Origin of the sequence: Rhizobium sp. CFBP 13644 (assembly GCF_014842165.1) — a bacterium.
Taxonomy (GTDB): Bacteria; Pseudomonadota; Alphaproteobacteria; order Rhizobiales; family Rhizobiaceae; genus Agrobacterium; species Agrobacterium tumefaciens_C.
Genome location: NZ_JACYVF010000002.1, coordinates 480024 through 498741, shown reverse-complemented (window position 1 = coordinate 498741; position 18718 = coordinate 480024). Strand labels below are relative to the sequence as shown.

Annotated in this window: 17 protein-coding genes; 10 read left to right on the top strand and 7 right to left on the bottom strand. The window is 56.6% G+C overall.

Features of this window, described 5'->3' with window-relative positions:
• The first annotated feature begins 109 nt into the window (after positions 1-109).
• Positions 110-1042, top strand: coding sequence for a ribose-phosphate pyrophosphokinase (locus tag IFT53_RS07480; protein WP_042617306.1), 933 nt, complete (start codon positions 110-112; stop codon positions 1040-1042).
• An 81-nt stretch (positions 1043-1123) separates the two neighbouring features.
• Here the strand turns inward: IFT53_RS07480 and adh are convergent, their stop codons facing one another.
• On the bottom strand, positions 1124-2641 hold the full coding sequence (gene adh / locus IFT53_RS07475) for an aldehyde dehydrogenase (RefSeq protein WP_042617307.1): 1518 nt from the start codon (positions 2639-2641) through the stop codon (positions 1124-1126).
• Positions 2642-2776: 135 nt separating this feature from the next.
• Complete coding sequence (locus IFT53_RS07470; RefSeq protein ID WP_042617308.1) at positions 2777-3736, bottom strand: helix-turn-helix domain-containing protein; 960 nt, start codon at positions 3734-3736, stop codon at positions 2777-2779.
• A 285-nt stretch (positions 3737-4021) separates the two neighbouring features.
• Here IFT53_RS07470 and IFT53_RS07465 point away from each other — a divergent pair, with 285 nt between their 5' ends.
• From IFT53_RS07465 to IFT53_RS07430, 8 genes are all read left to right on the top strand, one after another.
• On the top strand, positions 4022-4636 hold the full coding sequence (locus IFT53_RS07465) for a 50S ribosomal protein L25/general stress protein Ctc (RefSeq protein ID WP_042617309.1): 615 nt from the start codon (positions 4022-4024) through the stop codon (positions 4634-4636).
• A gap of 311 nt (positions 4637-4947) precedes the next feature.
• Complete coding sequence (locus IFT53_RS07460; protein WP_192064190.1) at positions 4948-7338, top strand: EAL domain-containing protein; 2391 nt, start codon at positions 4948-4950, stop codon at positions 7336-7338.
• A 24-nt stretch (positions 7339-7362) separates the two neighbouring features.
• Positions 7363-8079: a substrate-binding periplasmic protein gene (locus IFT53_RS07455; protein WP_192064191.1), complete on the top strand. Its 717-nt coding sequence runs from the start codon at positions 7363-7365 to the stop codon at positions 8077-8079.
• Between the two features lie 84 nt (positions 8080-8163).
• Positions 8164-8880 (top strand): aminoacyl-tRNA hydrolase, encoded by a 717-nt coding sequence (pth, locus tag IFT53_RS07450; protein WP_192064192.1) that lies wholly within the window; start codon positions 8164-8166, stop codon positions 8878-8880.
• A gap of 119 nt (positions 8881-8999) precedes the next feature.
• Positions 9000-9626: an exopolysaccharide biosynthesis protein gene (locus IFT53_RS07445; protein ID WP_192064193.1), complete on the top strand. Its 627-nt coding sequence runs from the start codon at positions 9000-9002 to the stop codon at positions 9624-9626.
• A 116-nt stretch (positions 9627-9742) separates the two neighbouring features.
• Positions 9743-10846: a redox-regulated ATPase YchF gene (ychF, locus tag IFT53_RS07440; protein ID WP_042617314.1), complete on the top strand. Its 1104-nt coding sequence runs from the start codon at positions 9743-9745 to the stop codon at positions 10844-10846.
• 156 nt (positions 10847-11002) lie between these two features.
• Positions 11003-11458 (top strand): MaoC family dehydratase, encoded by a 456-nt coding sequence (locus IFT53_RS07435; protein WP_042617315.1) that lies wholly within the window; start codon positions 11003-11005, stop codon positions 11456-11458.
• Positions 11455-11922: a MaoC family dehydratase gene (locus IFT53_RS07430; protein ID WP_192064194.1), complete on the top strand. Its 468-nt coding sequence runs from the start codon at positions 11455-11457 to the stop codon at positions 11920-11922. The genes IFT53_RS07435 and IFT53_RS07430 overlap by 4 nt, the downstream gene beginning before the upstream one ends.
• Positions 11923-11969: 47 nt before the next feature.
• Here IFT53_RS07430 and IFT53_RS07425 read toward each other — a convergent pair whose 3' ends face one another.
• From IFT53_RS07425 to petA, 4 genes are all read right to left on the bottom strand, one after another.
• Complete coding sequence (locus IFT53_RS07425) at positions 11970-12512, bottom strand: adenine phosphoribosyltransferase (RefSeq protein ID WP_042617317.1); 543 nt, start codon at positions 12510-12512, stop codon at positions 11970-11972.
• Positions 12513-12702: 190 nt separating this feature from the next.
• On the bottom strand, positions 12703-13590 hold the full coding sequence (locus IFT53_RS07420; protein ID WP_192064195.1) for a cytochrome c1: 888 nt from the start codon (positions 13588-13590) through the stop codon (positions 12703-12705).
• A 22-nt stretch (positions 13591-13612) separates the two neighbouring features.
• A complete protein-coding gene (locus tag IFT53_RS07415; RefSeq protein WP_192064196.1) occupies positions 13613-14896 on the bottom strand; it encodes a cytochrome b in 1284 nt (427 codons plus the stop codon).
• Positions 14897-14908: 12 nt separating this feature from the next.
• Positions 14909-15487: a ubiquinol-cytochrome c reductase iron-sulfur subunit gene (gene petA / locus IFT53_RS07410; RefSeq protein ID WP_042617320.1), complete on the bottom strand. Its 579-nt coding sequence runs from the start codon at positions 15485-15487 to the stop codon at positions 14909-14911.
• A 305-nt stretch (positions 15488-15792) separates the two neighbouring features.
• Here petA and IFT53_RS07405 point away from each other — a divergent pair, with 305 nt between their 5' ends.
• Complete coding sequence (locus tag IFT53_RS07405; RefSeq protein ID WP_192064197.1) at positions 15793-16728, top strand: endonuclease/exonuclease/phosphatase family protein; 936 nt, start codon at positions 15793-15795, stop codon at positions 16726-16728.
• Here the strand turns inward: IFT53_RS07405 and IFT53_RS07400 are convergent.
• Entirely contained in the window at positions 16725-18602 is a 1878-nt protein-coding gene (locus IFT53_RS07400; protein ID WP_192064198.1) for an ABC transporter ATP-binding protein, read from the bottom strand. The two genes, IFT53_RS07405 and IFT53_RS07400, sit on opposite strands and share 4 nt — an antisense overlap.
• Between the last annotated feature and the right edge of the window lie 116 nt (positions 18603-18718).

Genomic DNA, 18718 nt, shown 5'->3' with positions numbered 1-18718 from the left:
ATGTCCGGCACCCATTCGGGTCGGGTATTCCTTCCCGTAGAACGACGCGGAGACCACAGCGAGCAACGTTGTAGGATCTTCAGCATTGGCATGGAAACAGGCGGCAACAATGAAGGTTTTCGCAGGCAATTCGAACCGGCATCTGGCCGAAGCGATCTGCAAGTATCTGAATGTCCCTCTTGGAAATGCCACTGTAAAGCGGTTTGCTGACCAGGAAATATTCGTAGAAATCTCAGAAAACGTGCGTGGCGAGGATGTCTTCCTCGTTCAGTCCACGTCTTTCCCCGCTAATGACCACCTGATGGAACTGCTGATCATGATCGACGCCATGCGTCGTTCCTCAGCAAGGCGCATCACGGCGGTTCTTCCCTATTTCGGTTACGCTCGGCAGGACCGCAAGGCTGGCCCTCGCACACCGATTTCGGCAAAGCTGGTTGCCAACCTGATTACCGAAGCCGGTGCAGACCGCGTTCTGACGCTTGATCTGCATGCTGGACAGATCCAGGGCTTCTTCGACATTCCAACCGACAACCTCTTCGCCGCCCCTATTCTGGCGCGCGACGTGAAGGAACATTACGACACCAAGAACGTCGTGGTCGTTTCCCCTGACGTTGGCGGTGTTGTCCGCGCCCGTTCGTTGGCAAAGCGTCTCGACTGTCTGCTGGCCATCGTCGACAAGCGCCGTGATCGTCCCGGCGAGTCCGAAGTCATGAACGTGATTGGTGACGTGACCGGCAAAGACTGCCTGCTGATGGACGATATCGTCGATTCCGGCGGCACGCTCTGCAACGCGGCAGAAGCTCTTCTCAAGAACGGCGCGACCAGCGTAACCGCCTACATCACCCACGGCGTTCTGTCCGGTGGTGCCGTTGCGCGCGTGGCATCGTCCAAGCTGCGTGAACTTGTTATCACAGACAGCATTCAGCCAACGACCGCTGTACAGTCCGCGCACAATATCCGCGTCATCACCACCGCCACCCTGCTCGGCGAGGCGATCAACCGCACGGCCATGGAACAGTCTGTTTCTGGTCTCTTCGACTGATATTTTTCATCATCGTATCAATGAAAAAGCCGGAGCATTTGCCCCGGCTTTTTGCTGTTTGGCGATTGGAAGCGGCTGGCCTCAGAAAAAGCCGAGCTTGTTGGGGCTGTAGGAAACCAGCAGGTTCTTGGTCTGCTGGTAGTGATCCAACATCATCTTGTGGGTTTCACGACCAATGCCCGATTGCTTGTAACCGCCAAACGCTGCACCAGCCGGATAGGCGTGGTAGCAATTGGTCCAGACGCGACCCGCTTCGATGCCGCGCCCTGCCCGATAGGCAAGATTGGTATCGCGGCTCCACACGCCAGCGCCAAGGCCATAGACCGTGTCATTGGCGATCTCGATGGCTTCCTCGACCGTCTTGAAGGTGGTGACGGATACGACGGGGCCGAAGATTTCCTCCTGGAACACCCGCATCTTGTTGTTGCCTTCAAACACCGTCGGCTGGATGTAGAAGCCGTCTTTCAGATTGCCGGAGAGCGATTTCTTGTCGCCGCCAGTCAGCACTTTCGCGCCTTCCTTTTTGCCGATCTCCAGATAGCTCATGATCTTGTCGAACTGCTCTTGCGAAGCCTGAGCGCCGATCATGGTGGCGGCGTTCAGCGGGTCATCCTGGCTGATGGCCTCCACCCGCTTGATGGCCTTTTCCATGAAGCGATCATAGATCGATTCGTGCACCAAAGCGCGGGACGGGCATGTGCACACCTCGCCTTGGTTGAGCGCAAACATGGCAAAGCCTTCGAGTGCCTTGTCGAGGAAAGCATCATCCTCATTCATCACATCGGCAAAGAAGATGTTGGGGGACTTGCCGCCCAGTTCCAGCGTGATGTTGGTAACGTTATCAGCGGCATAGCGCATGATTTCCTTGCCGACCGAGGTTGAGCCGGTGAAGGCGATCTTGGCAATGCGGTTGCTCTGCGCCAGCGGCTTTCCGGCCTCAAGGCCAAGGCCATTGACGATGTTGACAACACCCGGCGGCAGCAGATCCTCGATCAGCTCCATGACGAGCAGAATTGACGCTGGCGTCTGTTCCGCCGGCTTCAGAACCACGCAGTTGCCAGCGGCAAGCGCCGGTGCAAGCTTCCATGTCGCCATTAGAATCGGGAAATTCCACGGAATGATCTGGCCGACGACGCCAAGCGGTTCGTGGAAATGGTAAGCGACCGTGTCATTGTCGATCTGACCGATCGAGCCTTCCTGCGCACGGATACAACCGGCGAAATAACGGAAATGGTCAATCGCCAGCGGAATATCGGCATGCGTTGTTTCGCGCAGCGGCTTGCCATTGTCCCATGTCTCGGCGCGAGCGATAAGCTCGAGATTATCCTCGATGCGCTGGGCAATTTTCAACAGAATGTTGGAGCGTTCCGTCGCGCTCGTCGTTCCCCAGGCGGCGCGCGCCTTGTGCGCAGCATCCAGCGCAAACTCGATATCGCTGGCGTCTGAACGGGGAACTTCGCAAATCTTCTGGCCTGTCACGGGTGACAGATTATCCATATAACGTCCGGATTTCGGCTCCACCCACTGGCCGCCAATATAATTTCCGTATTTCAATTTGAATGGAGCTTCGCCGGCTTTTTGCTGGACCTGAATGTTCATGCGTTCATCCTCCCTGATGAAATGCGACCTGTATCGGATCGCCTGGGGAGAATGGTGAACCCAGAATTCTGGCCTTCATAGGGTGCCGCCGCAATACCGCAGTGCACAGTGTTTCACATATGCGACAGATGCACCTTAGTGGACCGCGAGCCTCTTCATCTTTCGGTGAAGCGTGGCGCGGCTGATCCCCAGCAGAGTTGCCGCCTTGCTGATATTGCCCTCGGCACGCGCCAGAACCCGGCGAAGCGCTGCACGCTCAGCCTCAGCCAGCTCTGCCCCCTTGTCATGCCGCTCTTCCCGCAGGGCATCAGATGCTGGAATACCAGCAGCCAGATGCGCATCATCCAGCTTCAAGGCCAGACGTGCCGCCCGTGTAGCGCCCAGAATGATATCATCCTGATCCACGGCCAGAAGCGACAAAGCAGCCGATTGACCAGATGGCAGCATGAGGATGCGGGCACCGGGGAATGCCGCCCGGAACAAATTGCCCTCGATGCGCTGGGCCGCATCCCGCACTGCCTGGGTCAGCATAGAGAATGTGAGATCATTGACGTCATCGCGGCAGGTGGAAATGTCCAGTGCGCCGGTGACATGGCCGAGATGATCGCGAATGGGCGCGGTGGTGCAGGAAAGATTGATGTTGGACGAGAAGAAATGCTGGTCGCGGTAGATGGTCACGGACCGCTCATCGGCCAGCGCCGTGCCGATGCCGTTGGTGCCGACACTCGCTTCGCTCCAGACGGCACCAGACCACAGGCCAAGCCTGCGAAAATCCCGGTCGTCGGTCGCCGCACCGCGCCGCTCCAGCGCAACGCCATCCGCATCCGTCAACAGAAGGCAACACCCGGCCTTGCCGACGCTCAGAAAAATGCGGTCCAGCTCGTCGGCACTTTCGGCAATCAGGCGTGCCGAGATTTCCCGGGCGCGGCGAAACTCCGCATCGCCCAGGAAGATGGGCTCGCTGCTTTGTTCAGGTGCCAGATGGTGCATGGTCATGCACCGCCGCCACGATGCGATGATGGGTGAACTTGCCGCAGCCGAAGGCTGGCTGGCGCTTCGATACACGTGGTCAGCATGTGCCGTGCCGTTGGTCATGATCTCCTCCCGATCTTGAACCGATGGTGCACCTGATGCGTGTCTCTTTCAACGAAAAAAAGCGTCATCCGTGTTGATGCGGCCCGGTTGTCAGGCATAAGGCGTGGCTGGGACGCAGGCCGGGGCTGAACGGACTTGCCTTTAAACCGTCTTTATACTATAGCGCCCGCATCCGTGTAGACACCCTTGGAGGCAACGCGGGCGAGACGGCTTTTGAAAGAGCTTTCTCCAGTTTGCTCCGGCACGCCGGAATGAACTCTCCAGACAACCTAAAAGGATTATGCCATGAGCAAAGAATCGTATGAGCTCAAGGCCGAGGCGCGCGAACGAGTTGGTAAGGGGTCCTCTCGTGAACTTCGTCGCAACGGTTTGATTCCTGCTGTCATCTATGGTGACAAGCAAGCCCCGGTTTCTATCGCTATCTCGACCAATGAAGTCACCAAGCGCGTTCAGGCCGGTGGTTTCATGACGACTGTCGCAACGATCAACGTTGACGGCCAGATCTACAAGGTCCTTCCAAAGGATTACCAGCGCGACCCAGTCCGCGATTTCATGATGCACGTCGATTTTCTTCGCGTATCTGGCAACTCGCAGGTCACTGTTGAAATTCCAGTTCACTTCATCAACGAAGAGAAGTCTGGCATCAAGACAGGTGGCGTTCTGAACATCGTTCGTCACACAATCGAAGCCCACGTGCCTGCGGATGATATTCCTGAAGCAATCACTGTTGACCTCGATGGCTTCAAGGTCGGCGATAGCATTCACATTTCGCATATCAAGCTGCCAAAGAACGTTTCTCCTGTCATCACTGACCGCGACTTCACAGTTGCGACAATCGCTGCACCAACTGTTGCAGTTGTTGATGAAACGGAAGAAGCAGCCGAAGGCGCTTCCGAGTAATCTGTTCAGCGCATCTGCGCTGTCCATCGCTCTCTCTTCAATGCCTCGCATCGCAAGATGCGGGGCATTTTTTATGGACTTTTTCCACAACGAAACAGCAACACCGGCCGTTTCGGCCTTGTCTTCAGCAAGGGTTAATCATGCCCGGAAACGATAAGTCAAAGCTTTGGGTTTACGACTTTGCGTATTGTCGGTTGTAGAGCCACGCCAAGGCTTTGCACCGACTATCGGACGCGTCGTAATTCGAACATGAAGCTTTTATCGCATCTCTGCGGCAAGGGTTTGAAGGACAAAGGACGATATAGCTGCAGATGACCCATTCCGTTGAAAGTCGCTTTATCGCGATTGTTTCCGGCGCACTTCTTGCGTTGGTCGCGCCGCTTTTTACTATTCTGCTTATGCTTTCCCACCATGAGTCGGTCGCCACCCAGCGAGACCGCCTGGAAATCCTGCTGGTTGCCAATTCGCAGGCACTTGGCCGCCCGCTTTGGGACCTTGATGACGAGACCATCAACCAGATCACTGGCACACTCGTTACCGATCCCGCCGTCTACATGGTGAAAGTCCGCGATACGCTCGGTCATCTGGACATTACCCAGACAGCAGGTTCCGTTGCCTCAGGCGATACGTCCTCAATCTCACGCGACATCAATTACAAGAACCTGGATGGTGAGACAAAGGTCGGCACCATCACCGTTTTCTTTCAAAATGTTGGACTGTTCAATTCGCTGAGCAATATCGAGCTGGCCTTCATCTCGATTTTCATTCTGGCGATCTTCACCCTGTTCACCGCAGCCATCATTGGCAACCGGCTGATGGTGATGAAACCCTTGCTGCGGCTGACTGCGGCCATTGAGGCGACACGCAGGCTCGGCTCCCGCCACCATGTCGACTGGCGCTCCAAGGACGAAATGGGACGGCTGGCGCGCAGCTTCAATGAAATGCAGATTCAGCTGGAACGGGAAGAACAGGAAATCAAGAAGGCGCATCTGCGCACGACAGAGATTTACAATCGCACCCCGGCCATGTTGTTCTCCCTCGACCCGGCAGACCGCATTGCCGCCGTCAGCGATTACTGGGTGGAGGCCACAGGCTACCAGCGCGAAGATGTTCTGGGCCGCAGTTTCGCCGAACTGATCGTCCCCGAAGATCGGGCGCGGTTTGTCCTGCGCAAACACCATGAAGCAACAGCTGACGCCATTGCGGGCAGTTCCGAACTCACGCTCCATTTTCAATGCGGCGATGGCCGCCACATGGACGTGCTGATTGCGGAAAAGACGCTGGATCTTGGCGATGGCCACCATCGCTCCGAGGGCTTGAGCGTCATGACCGACGTGACCGAGCTTCGCCGATCGGAGCAGCGCAATCGCTTGCAGGCCATTTCCGACCATCTGACCGGGCTCTTCAATCGCCAGGGCTTTGAAGCCATTCTTGATGATAAGATTCTCGAGGCCGATGCGAACAATACCGAGCTTGCCTGCCTGTTCATCGACCTCGACCGTTTCAAGATGATCAACGACAATCTTGGCCATGCGGCGGGTGACGCCGTGCTCCAGACCTTTGTCGACCGCTTGAAGGGGCTTCTCACCCCGCTCGATACGGCATCGAGGCTGGGCGGTGACGAGTTTGCGATCCTGCTGACAGGACCGATGGCTGATGGACGCGCCAACAAGCTATGCGATGCCATTTGCTCGATTTTCGATACGCCTTTCGACGCTGTCGGCCACAACGTGCGCCTCAGTGCCAGTATCGGCCTGGCGCTTTACCCCACCCACGCAAAAACGGCATCCGAACTTCTGCAAAACGCCGATATGGCCATGTACAGCAAGAAGCGTGCGGGCAAGAACGGCGCGCAGATGTTCGATCCGTCGATCATGTCGCAGGCGCGAGAGCGCGCAGACATTGAGCAGGATATTGAACAGGCGCTGGACGGCGATTGGCTGGAGGCTCATTTCCAGCCCATTCGCAACCTGACCAATGGCGAAACGGTTGGCTTTGAGGCATTGATGCGCCTCAACCACCCACGCAAGGGCATTCTTTCGCCCGCAGCAATCATCAATGTTGCCGAAGAAAACGGCACGATAAGGCGCATCGGCAACGCCATCCTTGAACACGCCCTGCGTGACCTCGCCGCTATTTCGCATGTCCCCGCCTATTTCAATGCCTATGTTGCCGTGAATTTCTCTGCGCTTCAGTTTGAACCCGGTCTGCCCACGCGCATTGCCGGCCTGCTGTACCGTTACGGCATTTTGCCCAACCGGCTTGTGGTAGAAATTACCGAAGCCGTGCTGATGCATGACGACCCGCAAATTCGAGCCGTTCTGAGCGCCATCCGCGAACTGGGATGCCGGATCGCACTGGATGACTTTGGCACCGGTTATTCGTCGCTGAGCTATCTCAACCGCTTCCCGATCGATATCATCAAGATCGACCAGTCGTTTACGCGCTCCATCCGGGATGAGGTGGCGGAGATTAGCCACAGAAGCCGCATGCTTGTGGAAGGCATCAACGCCATTTCGCACAGAATGAACTGCATCGTGATTGCCGAGGGAATTGAGACAGCAGAAGAGGAAGCCATGCTGAAAGATATTGGCGTAGATTGCGGACAGGGATATCTTTACGCAAGACCGCAGCCAATCAGCACCTTCATGGCTGCTTTCGAACAGCAGGGACTACAACGAACGGCAAACGTCAGGGCGTAACGTCATCGGGGAGGATGAACGTCAATGTTGCGAACTCTATTAGCACTGCTGTTGTTTGCCGCGGCTCTACCGGCCTCAGCCGAGCGGCTGCACATTTCAACTGAAAACTACCCGCCCTACAATGTGAGGGACAGCCAGGGACGCCCGAGCGGCGTCTATATGGACCAGTTGAAGATCATATTTGAGCGTAGCGGCATTGAATATCAAGCGGACATATTGCCCTGGGCTAGAGCTTTGGCCTTGGCCCAATCCGAACCCATGCACTGCGTTGCAGCAGCAGCCCGCACGCCTGCGCGCCAGCCCCTGTTCAAATGGGTTTTCCCCCTCCATACGGATCGCAACATTCTGGTTGCGCGCAAGGACCACAGCCTGCAGATCAACAGTCTAGAGGATGCCAAGGCCTATGTCGTGGGAACGCAGCGGACCGACTATACCGAATCCGTTCTGAAATCCCTAGATTTCAAGCGGATCGATCTCAGCGCAGATTTTGACACGACCCTGGTCAAGCTGGCGGCGGGGCGCATTGATCTGATGCCGATGTCTGAAAGCTCTTTAAACAAACTTGCGCCCGGCGAGTTTGTGGAAGTGGCTGTTCTGACCCACCAGAGCCTCGGCATGGCGTGCAATCTTTCTGTTCCTGACCCTCTGATTGCCAAAATGCAGCATGTCCTCAATGGCATGATTTCGGACGGAACCCAGCGCCAGATTTTTGAAAAACACGGCCTCATAACGCGTCCCTAGCCAAAAGCCGCGACAAAAGCGTTGACTTCCGCTTGATTTTTCGATGGTGAAGGCATCGGTCCAACGAACGAAGCGGAAGCGTCCATGATCATCATTGCAGGCCTTGGCAATCCCGGCACGCAATATGCGGGCAATCGCCACAATATCGGTTTCATGGCTGTCGATGCACTGCAACGCCTGCCCTCTTTTGCGCCCTGGTCGAAAAAGTTCAAGGCGGAGATTTCCGAAGGCGAGATCGCAGGGCAAAAAGTGCTTCTCCTCAAGCCTCTGACGTTCATGAACCTTTCAGGCGAATCCGTCGGTGAAGCCATGCGCTTCTATAAGGTCAAGATCGGCGACATCATCGCCATCCATGATGAGCTGGATCTGGTTGCGGGTCGCGCCCGCATCAAGGTTGGCGGTGGCCATGGCGGTCACAATGGCCTCAAATCCATCGATGCCCATTGCGGCAAGGAATATCGCCGCCTGCGGCTGGGCATCGGCCATCCCGGCGACAAGGAGCGTGTCAACGGCCATGTGCTGGGAGACTTCGCCAAGGCCGACAAGGTGTGGCTGGAGCCGCTGATCGATGCCATTGCCGACAATGCCGAAATGCTGGTGAAAGGCGAGGATTCGCAGCTGATGAACAAGCTGGCGCTGGCCGCTGGCGTGAAATCCGAGGAAAAGAAAGCCGCAGGCCCAGCAAAGCCCGCCGCGCCATCGCATATCCACGCAGCGCGCAATTTCGCCCAGCCAAAGAAGCTGCCGGAAACCGGGCCCATGGCCGAAATGCTGAAACGGATGTTTGCCAAGAAGGACTGAGATCGTGGGCAGCAACCGCATCGCCGCTTGAAACTTTTCGCAGCATACCCATTTCACGCTGATGAAAACATCAGACGCCGATCGCCGCTCATTTCCTGCATCACGCGAATATCTCGTCCATGCGTGAGGATATTCCCCACCAGACCATGGCGCAGCTGTTGCAACGGCTGCCGCAGGAGCTGCCGGAAAAGGTTACGCTGGCCGGGCTGCTCGACAAACTCGGCGACAAGGCGATTGCCTTTGTCTTGCTGGTCTTTGCTATCCCCGCCATCATTCCAACGCCGGGCATTCCAGCAGGCATGATTTTCGGAACGGCGCTTGCCATCTTATCGCTGCAGATCATTTTCGGCGCGAAGAGCATGAAGCTACCAGCCTTCCTCGGTCGCCTGTCCGTGTCGCGGTCCATCATAGAACTGACGGCGGAAAAAGCCGCGCCGCGTCTGGCGAAGCTGGAAAGCCTTTTGCGCCCGCGCGGCCATGTGCTGACCCGAATGCTGGGCTCGGCCGGGCTTGGCATTGTCGTCTTCATCATGGCGGTGCTGATCGCACTGCCCATTCCATTCGGTAACGTGCTGCCGGGTCTTGCGGTTCTCGCCATCGCCCTGGGGTTGGCGCAGCGCGACGATGTGGCAGTGCTGGTGGGGCTTGTTCTCGCAGTTCTCTCCGTGTTGACAAGTGTTGCCCTGATCTACGGCGGTTGGGCGCTCATTTCGGGCTGGCTCGGCATGGGGCAACCCGCCGTCTAAGCTGCTTTTGCGGGGAATCCTGAAGGTTTGCGGCTTCAAGGCTTGACCTTGCCCTGCCCTTTCCGCAAAAGGCTCGACTAACGGAATTCTCAAGAGAACAGAGGCAGGTTCAAGCCATGGGCTTCAAATGCGGTATCGTCGGTCTGCCCAATGTGGGCAAATCCACACTTTTCAATGCGCTGACGAAAACAGCGGCTGCACAGGCGGCAAACTACCCCTTCTGCACAATCGAACCCAACACGGGTGAAGTGGCCGTGCCGGACCCACGCATGCGGGTTTTGGCTGATATTGCAGGCTCCAAGGAACTCATTCCCACACGCATTTCCTTCGTGGATATTGCGGGCCTCGTGCGTGGCGCATCCAAGGGCGAAGGTCTGGGCAACAAGTTCCTTGCCAACATTCGCGAAGTCGACGCGGTGGTTCACGTTCTGCGTTGCTTCGAAGATGATGACATCACCCATGTCGAGGGCCGCATCAACCCTGTTGGTGATGCTGACACAATTGAAACCGAGCTGATGCTGGCCGATCTGGAAAGCCTTGAACGTCGCGTTGAGCAGACCCGCAAGCGCGCCTCTTCCAAGGACAAGGATTCGCTGGCGCAATTGCCCGTCATGGAAGCGGTTATCAAGCTGCTCAACGACGGCAAGCCTGCCCGTCTTTTGTTGAAGACACTGGCAGACGACGAGATCGAAGTTCTGAAGGGCCTCAACCTTCTGACATCGCACCCTGTGCTTTACGTTTGCAACGTAGCGGAAGGCGATGCTGTTGATGGCAATGAGCACACCAAGGCCGTGGCTGAAATGGCCAAGGCGCAGGGTGCAGAATGCGTCATCATCTCTGCTGCCATCGAGTCTGAAGTGGCGCAGCTGCCAGAAGAGGAATCCAAAGAATTCCTGTCGGCTCTAGGCCTTGAAGAAGCCGGTCTCGACCGCCTGATTCGCGCTGGTTACCAGCTGCTGGACCTCATCACCTACTTCACCGTAGGCCCCAAGGAAACCCGCGCCTGGACCATCGTGCGCGGCACCAAGGCACCCGGCGCTGCCGGCGTGATCCACACCGATTTCGAACGCGGCTTCATCCGCGCCTTCACCATTGCCTATGACGATTACGTTGCCTTCAAGGGTGAAGTCGGCGCCAAGGAAGCAGGCAAGGGCCGCGATGAAGGCAAGGAATATGTGGTGCATGACGGCGACGTCATCCACTTCCGCTTCAACACCTGATTTGACGATCTATTGAAACAAACGGCCCGCGCTTCGTCGCGGGCCGTTTGCGTTTTGGCAACTCAAAATTCTGCATGCGCGCGCCTATTTTACCTTTACGTAAACCGCGAAGCTAGTTTACGTTCTGGTCGAAGTCAGCGAAGGAGGAGTTCGCGAGTGAAATATGCCTTTGAAGATTTTACGCCCGGTCGGAGTTTTCCGCTGGGGCCGAAAACAGTGACTGCAGACGAAATCATTGAATTTGCGATGGAATTCGATCCTCAGCCCATGCACCTCTCTGAAGAGGCAGGCAAAGCCAGTATTTTGGGAGGGCTTGCGGCCTCTGGCTGGCACACATGCGGCATGTTGATGCGCATGACGGTGGACAGCTACATGAAGGACGCGCCATCACAGGCGGGGCTTGGTGTCGATTTTGTCGAATGGAAAAAACCGGTTCTGGCCGATGACACGCTCAGCGGCACATCGACCGTTGTCGAACAGCGCGTCTCCCGCTCTCGCCCCGACATGGGCGTTATCAAATTGCGCCATGAATTGCAGAACCAGCGCGGCGAGACAGTTTGCGTGGCGGAAGTGAACGCCATGCTGGCCACGACAGGGAAAGCAGCATCATGAAGTTTATCGAGCTTTACCCGACGGATGTGAAACTTGAACTTGGTACGGTCCATTTTTCCGCCGAATCCATCATTCGCTACGCGACGAAGTTTGATCCGCAGCCGTTCCATCTCGACGCTGACGCGGCAAAGAACTCAGTCTTTGAAGGTCTCTGCGCATCCGGTTGGCAAACCAGCGCGTCGTGGATGAAGTGCTTTCTAGCCTATTGGGGCAAAGAGGTTAGACGCCTGACCTCGGAAGGTATCGAACCACCCAAGCTTGGCCCCTCCCCGGGCTTTCGCAATCTCAAATGGCTGCGCCCCGTCTATGCCGGGGACGACGTGACCTATTTCGCGACGATGATTTCATCACGCCCGCTGGCTTCTCGGCCCGGCGTGCTTTTGAACACGACCCTCAACGAAGGTGTCAACCAACACGGCAAGACGGTTGTGACATTCCAGAGCAATGTTCTGGAATTCGAATAGGGCGACACAATTCCGGCGTCGCCCTTGCCATTCAAGGGCGATCCGGATCAGTGACCGGAAAATTCCACCAGCGTCCGCACGTCGACACCAAGATCCTCAAGCTTCTTGCGGCCGCCCAGATCCGGTAGGTCGATGACAAAGCAGGCGGATACGATCTCAGCGCCCATCTGACGCAGAAGCTTGACCGCACCTTCAGCCGTGCCACCGGTCGCGATCAGATCATCCACCAGAATGACCTTCTCGCCTGGCTGAACGGCGTCTACGTGCATCTCCATCTCATCGACGCCATATTCCAGGCTATAGGCCACGCGCACCGTGGTGTGCGGAAGCTTGCCCTTCTTGCGGATGGGCACGAAGCCAGCGGACAGCTGATGCGCCACGGCACCGCCCAGAATGAAGCCACGCGCTTCCATGCCAGCGATCTTGTCGATCTTCATTCCGGCATAGGGCTGCACCAACTCATCGACAGCGCGGCGAAATGCACGCGGATTGCCGAGCAGCGTGGTGATGTCACGGAAGATGATCCCTGGCTTGGGATAGTCGTTGATCGAACGAATGGCAGCAGCAAGTTCCGAGGCAATAGCGGTCATGAAAATTCCGATGGTTTCAGGAGGGGTCGAATGTCCTGCGACTTTACCTATTTGGACGCGGCAGACCAATAGACAACAACCGAAAATTCATCGTTGTGACCACGGGTTTAACAGCTTCTGATATCCCACAAAGAGAAAAGCCCTCCCGGTCTTAACCGAAAGGGCTTCCAACTCATCAGTGCCGAGACGATCAGTGCTCTGTTCTGGAATAGACCGACTTCTTGGTCAGGTAGATCAGTGCCGTGAAGATCAGCAGGAAGATGATGACCATGAAACCGGTGCGCTTGCGCTCTTCCAGATGCGGCTCTGCAGCCCACATCAGGAACGCGGAAACGTCCTGCGAATACTGGTCCAGCGTCTGCGGTGTGCCATCGTCATAGGTCACCTGATCGCTGCTGATCGGGGGTGCCATCTTCAACGCAATTGCGCTGTTGAAGTAGGGATTGAAGTGCGTGCCTTCAGCAACTTCGATACCGGCAGGAGCGTCCTGATATCCGGTCAGCAGAGCATGGATATAATCCGGTCCGCCTTCCTGATATCCACCAACAACGGGGATCATGTCGATCAGGAACTGCGGAAAGCCACGCTCGATACCGCGTGCCTTGGCAAGCAGCGACATATCCGGTGGTGCAGCGCCGCCGTTGGATGCTGCAGCCGCTTCCTTGTTCGCATAAGGCGACGGGAAGTGATCGGATGGAACGGCCTTGCGGGTGAACATTTCACCATCGGCGTTCGGGCCATCCTGCACTTCATATTCGGCAGCGAATGCTTTGACCTGGTCTTCCGAATATCCAAGACCTTCCAACGTGCGGAAGGACACAAGGCTCATAGAATGGCAGGCGGAACAGACTTCCTTGTAGACCTTCAATCCACGCTGAAGCTGTGCCTTGTCATACTTGCCAAAGGGACCAGCGAAAGACCATTTTTCTTCATGCGGCTTGAGGATGGGGAAGTGCCCACCCGCAATCGCATGCTCGGTCTGCGCCTTGAGATCGTGACCCTCTTCTGCGGCGGAAACCGCAGAACCAAGACCAGTCATGAGAGCAATAAGCGCGATGCTCGTTACAAGCTTTTTCATTGTAATCGTCCTTCTTTCGCGCTCATATCTTGACAGCAGCAGCAGGCGCCGCGGCAGTCTTGCCGTTCTTTTCCAGAACAGCCTCAGTGATGGAATTCGGGATGCGCCTTGGCGTCTCGAACAGGCCGAGAAGCGGCATGATGACCATGAAGAAGCCGAAGTAGTAGAGCGTTCCGATCTGCGAAAGCGTCACGTAGGTGCCTTCTGCAGGGCGCGAGCCGAGCCAGCCGAGCATGATGGAGTTCACCACGAAGACCCAGAAGAACATCTTGTACCATGGGCGGTAGACAGCGGAGCGAACCTTGGATGTATCCAGCCATGGCAGGAAGAACAGAACAACGATCGCACCAAACATCACCAGAACGCCACCAAGCTTGGAGTCGATCGGGCCGACATTGAAGGTGATGGCGCGCAGCATGGCGTAGAACGGCAGGAAGTACCATTCCGGCACGATATGCGCAGGTGTCTTCAGCGCATCAGCCATGATGTAGTTATCAGCATGGCCGAGGAAGTTTGGCATGTAGAAGACGAAATATGCGTAGACGAGCAGGAAGATGGAAATGCCCAGCGCATCTTTCAGTGTTGCGTAAGGCGTAAACGGAACCGTGTCCGTCTTCGTCTTGACTTCAACGCCTGTCGGGTTGGTCTGGCCTGTCACGTGCAGCGCCCAGATGTGGAGGATAACCACACCGACGATCATGAAGGGCAAGAGGTAGTGAAGCGCAAAGAAGCGGTTCAGCGTTGGCTGGTCAACGGCAAAGCCACCGAGCAGGAACTGCTGGATCCACTCACCCACGCCCGGAAACGCGGTGAAGAAGCCGGTGATAACGGTCGCGCCCCAGAAGGACATCTGACCCCAGGGCAGAACATAGCCCATGAAGCCGGTTGCCATCATCAGAAGGAAGATGACGCAGCCGAGAATCCAGAGGATTTCACGCGGTGCCTTGTAGGAGCCGTAGTAAAGGCCACGCGCAATGTGAAGATAGACCGCGATGAAGAAGAAGGAAGCACCGTTGGCGTGCATGTAGCGCAACAGCCAACCGTGGTTCACGTCACGCATGATCTTTTCAACGGAGTTGAACGCAACCGTCGTTTCTGCGGCATAATGCATGGCCAGCACGACGCCGGTCAGGATCTGCACGATCAGCATGACGGCGAGCATTGCGCCGAATGTGTAGGCGTAATTGAGGTTACGCGGCACCGGATAGGCTATGAAACTATCATAGACCATACGTGGTAGCGGCAGGCGCGAATCGACCCATCTTTCGATACCGGTCGAGGGCTGATAACTGGAATGACCACTCATTTAAATGTCCCCTTATCCGATCTTGATCACGGTATCGGATGTAAATGCGAAGGTCGGAATGTGCAGGTTTTCCGGCGCCGGACCTTTGCGAATTCGGCCCGCCGTATCGTAGTGCGAGCCATGGCAGGGACAGAACCACCCGCCAAAATCACCGGCCTGACCCAGCGGAACACAACCCAGATGCGTGCAGGAACCGACCATGACGATCCAGTTTTCCTTGCCGGCACCGGCGGAACGATCCACATCGGTCGCCTGCGCTGCGGCGTCGAGGTTGGCGTTGCGCGCAACCGGATCTTTCAACTCGGCCAGCTGGACGGCGTTTGCTTCTTCGATCTCTTTCGGCGTGCGGTTACGAATGAAGATCGGCTTGCCGCGCCATTTGACAGTCAATGACATGCCCGGCTCGACGCTCGCCACATTCACTTCGATAGATGCAAGCGCCAGGGTGGACGCATCAGGACGCATCTGGTCGATAAATGGCCAGACAGCAGCGCCAACGCCGACAGCGCCCGCCATGCCCGTTACCAAATAGAGAAAATCGCGACGGGTGGGTTCACCCGCAGCGTCATGATCATTTACGTGCTCACTCACCGCTACACCATCCTCTGCGCTGATTTCGTTGAAAGTCGCATGAGTCCTCCAGCTCTGTTTTGATCCAGGACAAACTCGATCCCCCGCGCCCTGGTTCGTGCGCGACAATAAATCGCGCCTATTCTGCTTGATCGCAAAATATCGCCGACCTTGGCAAGAGCAAAGCACATAAAGCTGCCGTAATTCTACGTTCCGCCCCATTTTTTTCACCCTTTTCCGCCGTGGCTGTCCATCCTGCAACATTGTGCGGAGATAAGGCCCATGCTAATCAGAATCAGGGAGAGCCGACACACGAGGTTTTTGAATTGAAATCGAGGCTCACTTGCGTCACCGCCTGCGCGCTAGTTCTTGCGCTGGGCGTGATAAGTATCCGTTATATCGTTGATTTCTGGCTCCTGGGCTTCGTCAACAGCTTCCAGCTTCACATCGCAGTCGTCACAGCACTTTTTGCTGCACTTTGCCTTGTCGTGTTGCGGTCCCGCGTCTTTATCATTCTGCTTGTCTGGGCGCTCACACTCAGTGCACACGCGGCTTACATGCACACGGAATTCGTGACGGATGCCTTCGCTCCTGATGGTTCGAAACCCTTCCGCCTGCTCTCCTTCAACGTGTTGATGGACAACAGCGCGAACGCCGAATCAATCGCCGACACGATCCTCGCCTCGAACGCGGATGCCGTATACGTGTTGGAAGCGGCGGCTTTGACAGACGTCCTGCCGCGCCTTCAACAGACCTATCCCTACCGCCTCGGTTGTGGCGAAGGCACGCAATCCTGCGATCTTCTGATGCTCTCGAAACGCCCGCTGGAAAATGCCCGCGTGAGATCGTCGAGCTATATCAGCCGCGACCGGTTTGCTACGGCGATGGTCGATATCGATGGCATCAAGCTCACGCTTGCGGCAGCGCATCTGGCAAAGCCGTATTTCGATCAGTATCACCGAAATGAACTGGGCCGCATCCGCGCCAGGCTGACTGCCGTGAAAGGCCCGCTCATTCTCGCCGGTGATTTCAACTCGGCCAGCATTGCCCCTGACATGCAGGAATTTCTCCTGACGACCGATCTAAAAAAAGCGCCGTGGGAGCCTGCGACATGGCCAATCTCGGCGGGTGATTTCGGCATCGCAATCGACCACATCTTCGCACGAAAACCGGCAACCCTGATGAAGCTCGAACGCCTAGCCAACAATCATGGCTCCAACCATTACGGGTTGGTTGCCGATTTCGCGATAGCGGCGCCCTAGAGCTTTTCCGGCACCGTTGCGTCAGCTGGCAGAAAACCGCCGGACTGGCGCGCCCATAGCTCGGAATAAAGACCGCCACTGCCCACAAGCTCACTATGCGTGCCCTGCTCCACGATCCGCCCGGCATCCATGATGATCAGGCGATCCAGTGCGGCAATCGTGGACAGACGGTGGGCAATGGCAAGGACGGTCTTGCCGCGCATCAACTCGTCCAGATTGCTCTGAATGGCAGCCTCGACCTCCGAATCCAGCGCCGATGTCGCCTCGTCAAGCACGAGGATCGGCGCGTCTTTCAGCATCACGCGGGCAATGGCGATACGCTGGCGCTGGCCGCCTGAAAGTTTCACACCACGCTCGCCCACATGGGCGTCCAGCCCCTTGCGTCCGCGCTGATCTTCCAGACGTTCGATGAAGTCATCCGCCTTGGCGCGCCGGATGGCCGCGAGCAGTTGCTCTTCGGTGGCATCCATGCGCCCGAACATGATGTTATCGCGGATGGAGCGGTGCAGCAGTGATGTATCCTGCGTGACCATGCCAATATGGGCGCGCAGCGTTTCCTGGCTGACCTTGGCAATATCCTGTCCGTCGATGAGGATGCGACCCTGCTCCACATCATAGAAACGCAGAAGCAGATTGACGAGTGTGGACTTGCCAGCACCAGAACGGCCCACAATGCCGACCTTCTCACCCGGCTGCACATCGAGACTCAAATGATCAATCACGCCCTTGGCACGACCATAATGGAAGCTGACGTCCTCATAGCGAATGCCGGGCTTAGAGACGACAAGTGCGGCGGCTGCGGGCGCATCAACCAGACTGATAGGCTGGGAAATCAGTTCCGCGGCGTTTTGCACGGTGCCGAAATTGCGCATGATACCGTTGAACTGCGTCATCAATCTGCCCAGCAGGAAATTCAGCCGCAGGACAAGTGCGAGCGTGAAGGCGACAGCACCAGAGCTGATCTTGCCGGATAGCCAGAGATCGATGCAGAGAGCCGCCATCGATGTGATCATGATGCCGGACAGCAACGCCATGGAAGCCCGCACGCCGGTGATGAAGCGCGTGAACATCATGGTCTTGTTCTGGAATGTATCGAAGCCATCGCGCATATAGCGATCATTGGCATCGTCACGCCCGAACAGCCGCAGCGTCTGGATGTTGCTATAGGCATCCACCATGCGGCCTGAGAGCATGGAAGCCGCTTCGGCGGTTTCCTTGGAATGCAGGCGGATGCGCGGCACGAAATAGCGCGCCAGAAGCGAGAATATTCCCACCCACAGCACGACGACAGCGGCCAGTCGCCAATCCAGCCCGCCAATCAGAAACAGCATCGACACTGAATAGATACCGACGAACCAGACGCTTTCCATGAGCGACGTGACGAGATCCCCCGCCGCCTGCCCCCCAGACCAGACCTTGGTAACGATGCGGCCGGAAAAATCATTCTGGAAAAACGTCAGTGATTGGCGAGCAACATGCCTGTAGGATTGCCAGCGCACAAGATTATAAAAACCGGGGGTAATGATCTGTTGATCTACAAGCGCCGTCAGCATGGTCACGACGAAGCGGACAACGGCAATCAGAACCAGCATGCCAACGAGTTCATAGCCATGGCTGGCAATCAACCCGGCCCAGCCCGCCCCCGGCTCGATACCAGAGAGAATATCCACCAGCCGCCCGACGAACCAGAACAAGGCCGCCTCTATGGCCGCTGTCATGCCGCCCAGAACGAGCATGGCAAAAAACGGGGCCTTGGCTTGTCGCAGATAGAACCAGATGAACGGCAGCGTATCCTGCGGCGGCCGCAGATCATCCTTGCGATCGAAGGGTTTGATCCAGTTCTCGAAAAAGCGGAAAATGCGGGTAATGACCATAATCTGGATATAGGCGGAATCGCTTAAACGGCAAAGCGCAAGGCAGATTATATTTTTGTAATATGGGTATTGGCTATGCTCGGACCTGTCCCCAAGCATAGCCTATGCCGCAACCG

Bases quoted from the DNA above. Each gene is read 5' to 3' on its own strand.
- IFT53_RS07480 (WP_042617306.1), top strand. From the start codon at position 110: ATGAAGGTTTTCGCAGGCAATTCGAACCGGCATCTGGCCGAAGCGATC.
- adh (WP_042617307.1), bottom strand. From the start codon at position 2,641: ATGAACATTCAGGTCCAGCAAAAAGCCGGCGAAGCTCCATTCAAATTG.
- IFT53_RS07470 (WP_042617308.1), bottom strand. From the start codon at position 3,736: ATGACCAACGGCACGGCACATGCTGACCACGTGTATCGAAGCGCCAGC.
- IFT53_RS07465 (WP_042617309.1), top strand. From the start codon at position 4,022: ATGAGCAAAGAATCGTATGAGCTCAAGGCCGAGGCGCGCGAACGAGTT.
- IFT53_RS07460 (WP_192064190.1), top strand. From the start codon at position 4,948: ATGACCCATTCCGTTGAAAGTCGCTTTATCGCGATTGTTTCCGGCGCA.
- IFT53_RS07455 (WP_192064191.1), top strand. From the start codon at position 7,363: ATGTTGCGAACTCTATTAGCACTGCTGTTGTTTGCCGCGGCTCTACCG.
- pth (WP_192064192.1), top strand. From the start codon at position 8,164: ATGATCATCATTGCAGGCCTTGGCAATCCCGGCACGCAATATGCGGGC.
- IFT53_RS07445 (WP_192064193.1), top strand. From the start codon at position 9,000: ATGCGTGAGGATATTCCCCACCAGACCATGGCGCAGCTGTTGCAACGG.
- ychF (WP_042617314.1), top strand. From the start codon at position 9,743: ATGGGCTTCAAATGCGGTATCGTCGGTCTGCCCAATGTGGGCAAATCC.
- IFT53_RS07430 (WP_192064194.1), top strand. From the start codon at position 11,455: ATGAAGTTTATCGAGCTTTACCCGACGGATGTGAAACTTGAACTTGGT.
- IFT53_RS07425 (WP_042617317.1), bottom strand. From the start codon at position 12,512: ATGACCGCTATTGCCTCGGAACTTGCTGCTGCCATTCGTTCGATCAAC.
- IFT53_RS07420 (WP_192064195.1), bottom strand. From the start codon at position 13,590: ATGAAAAAGCTTGTAACGAGCATCGCGCTTATTGCTCTCATGACTGGT.
- IFT53_RS07415 (WP_192064196.1), bottom strand. From the start codon at position 14,896: ATGAGTGGTCATTCCAGTTATCAGCCCTCGACCGGTATCGAAAGATGG.
- IFT53_RS07400 (WP_192064198.1), bottom strand. From the start codon at position 18,602: ATGGTCATTACCCGCATTTTCCGCTTTTTCGAGAACTGGATCAAACCC.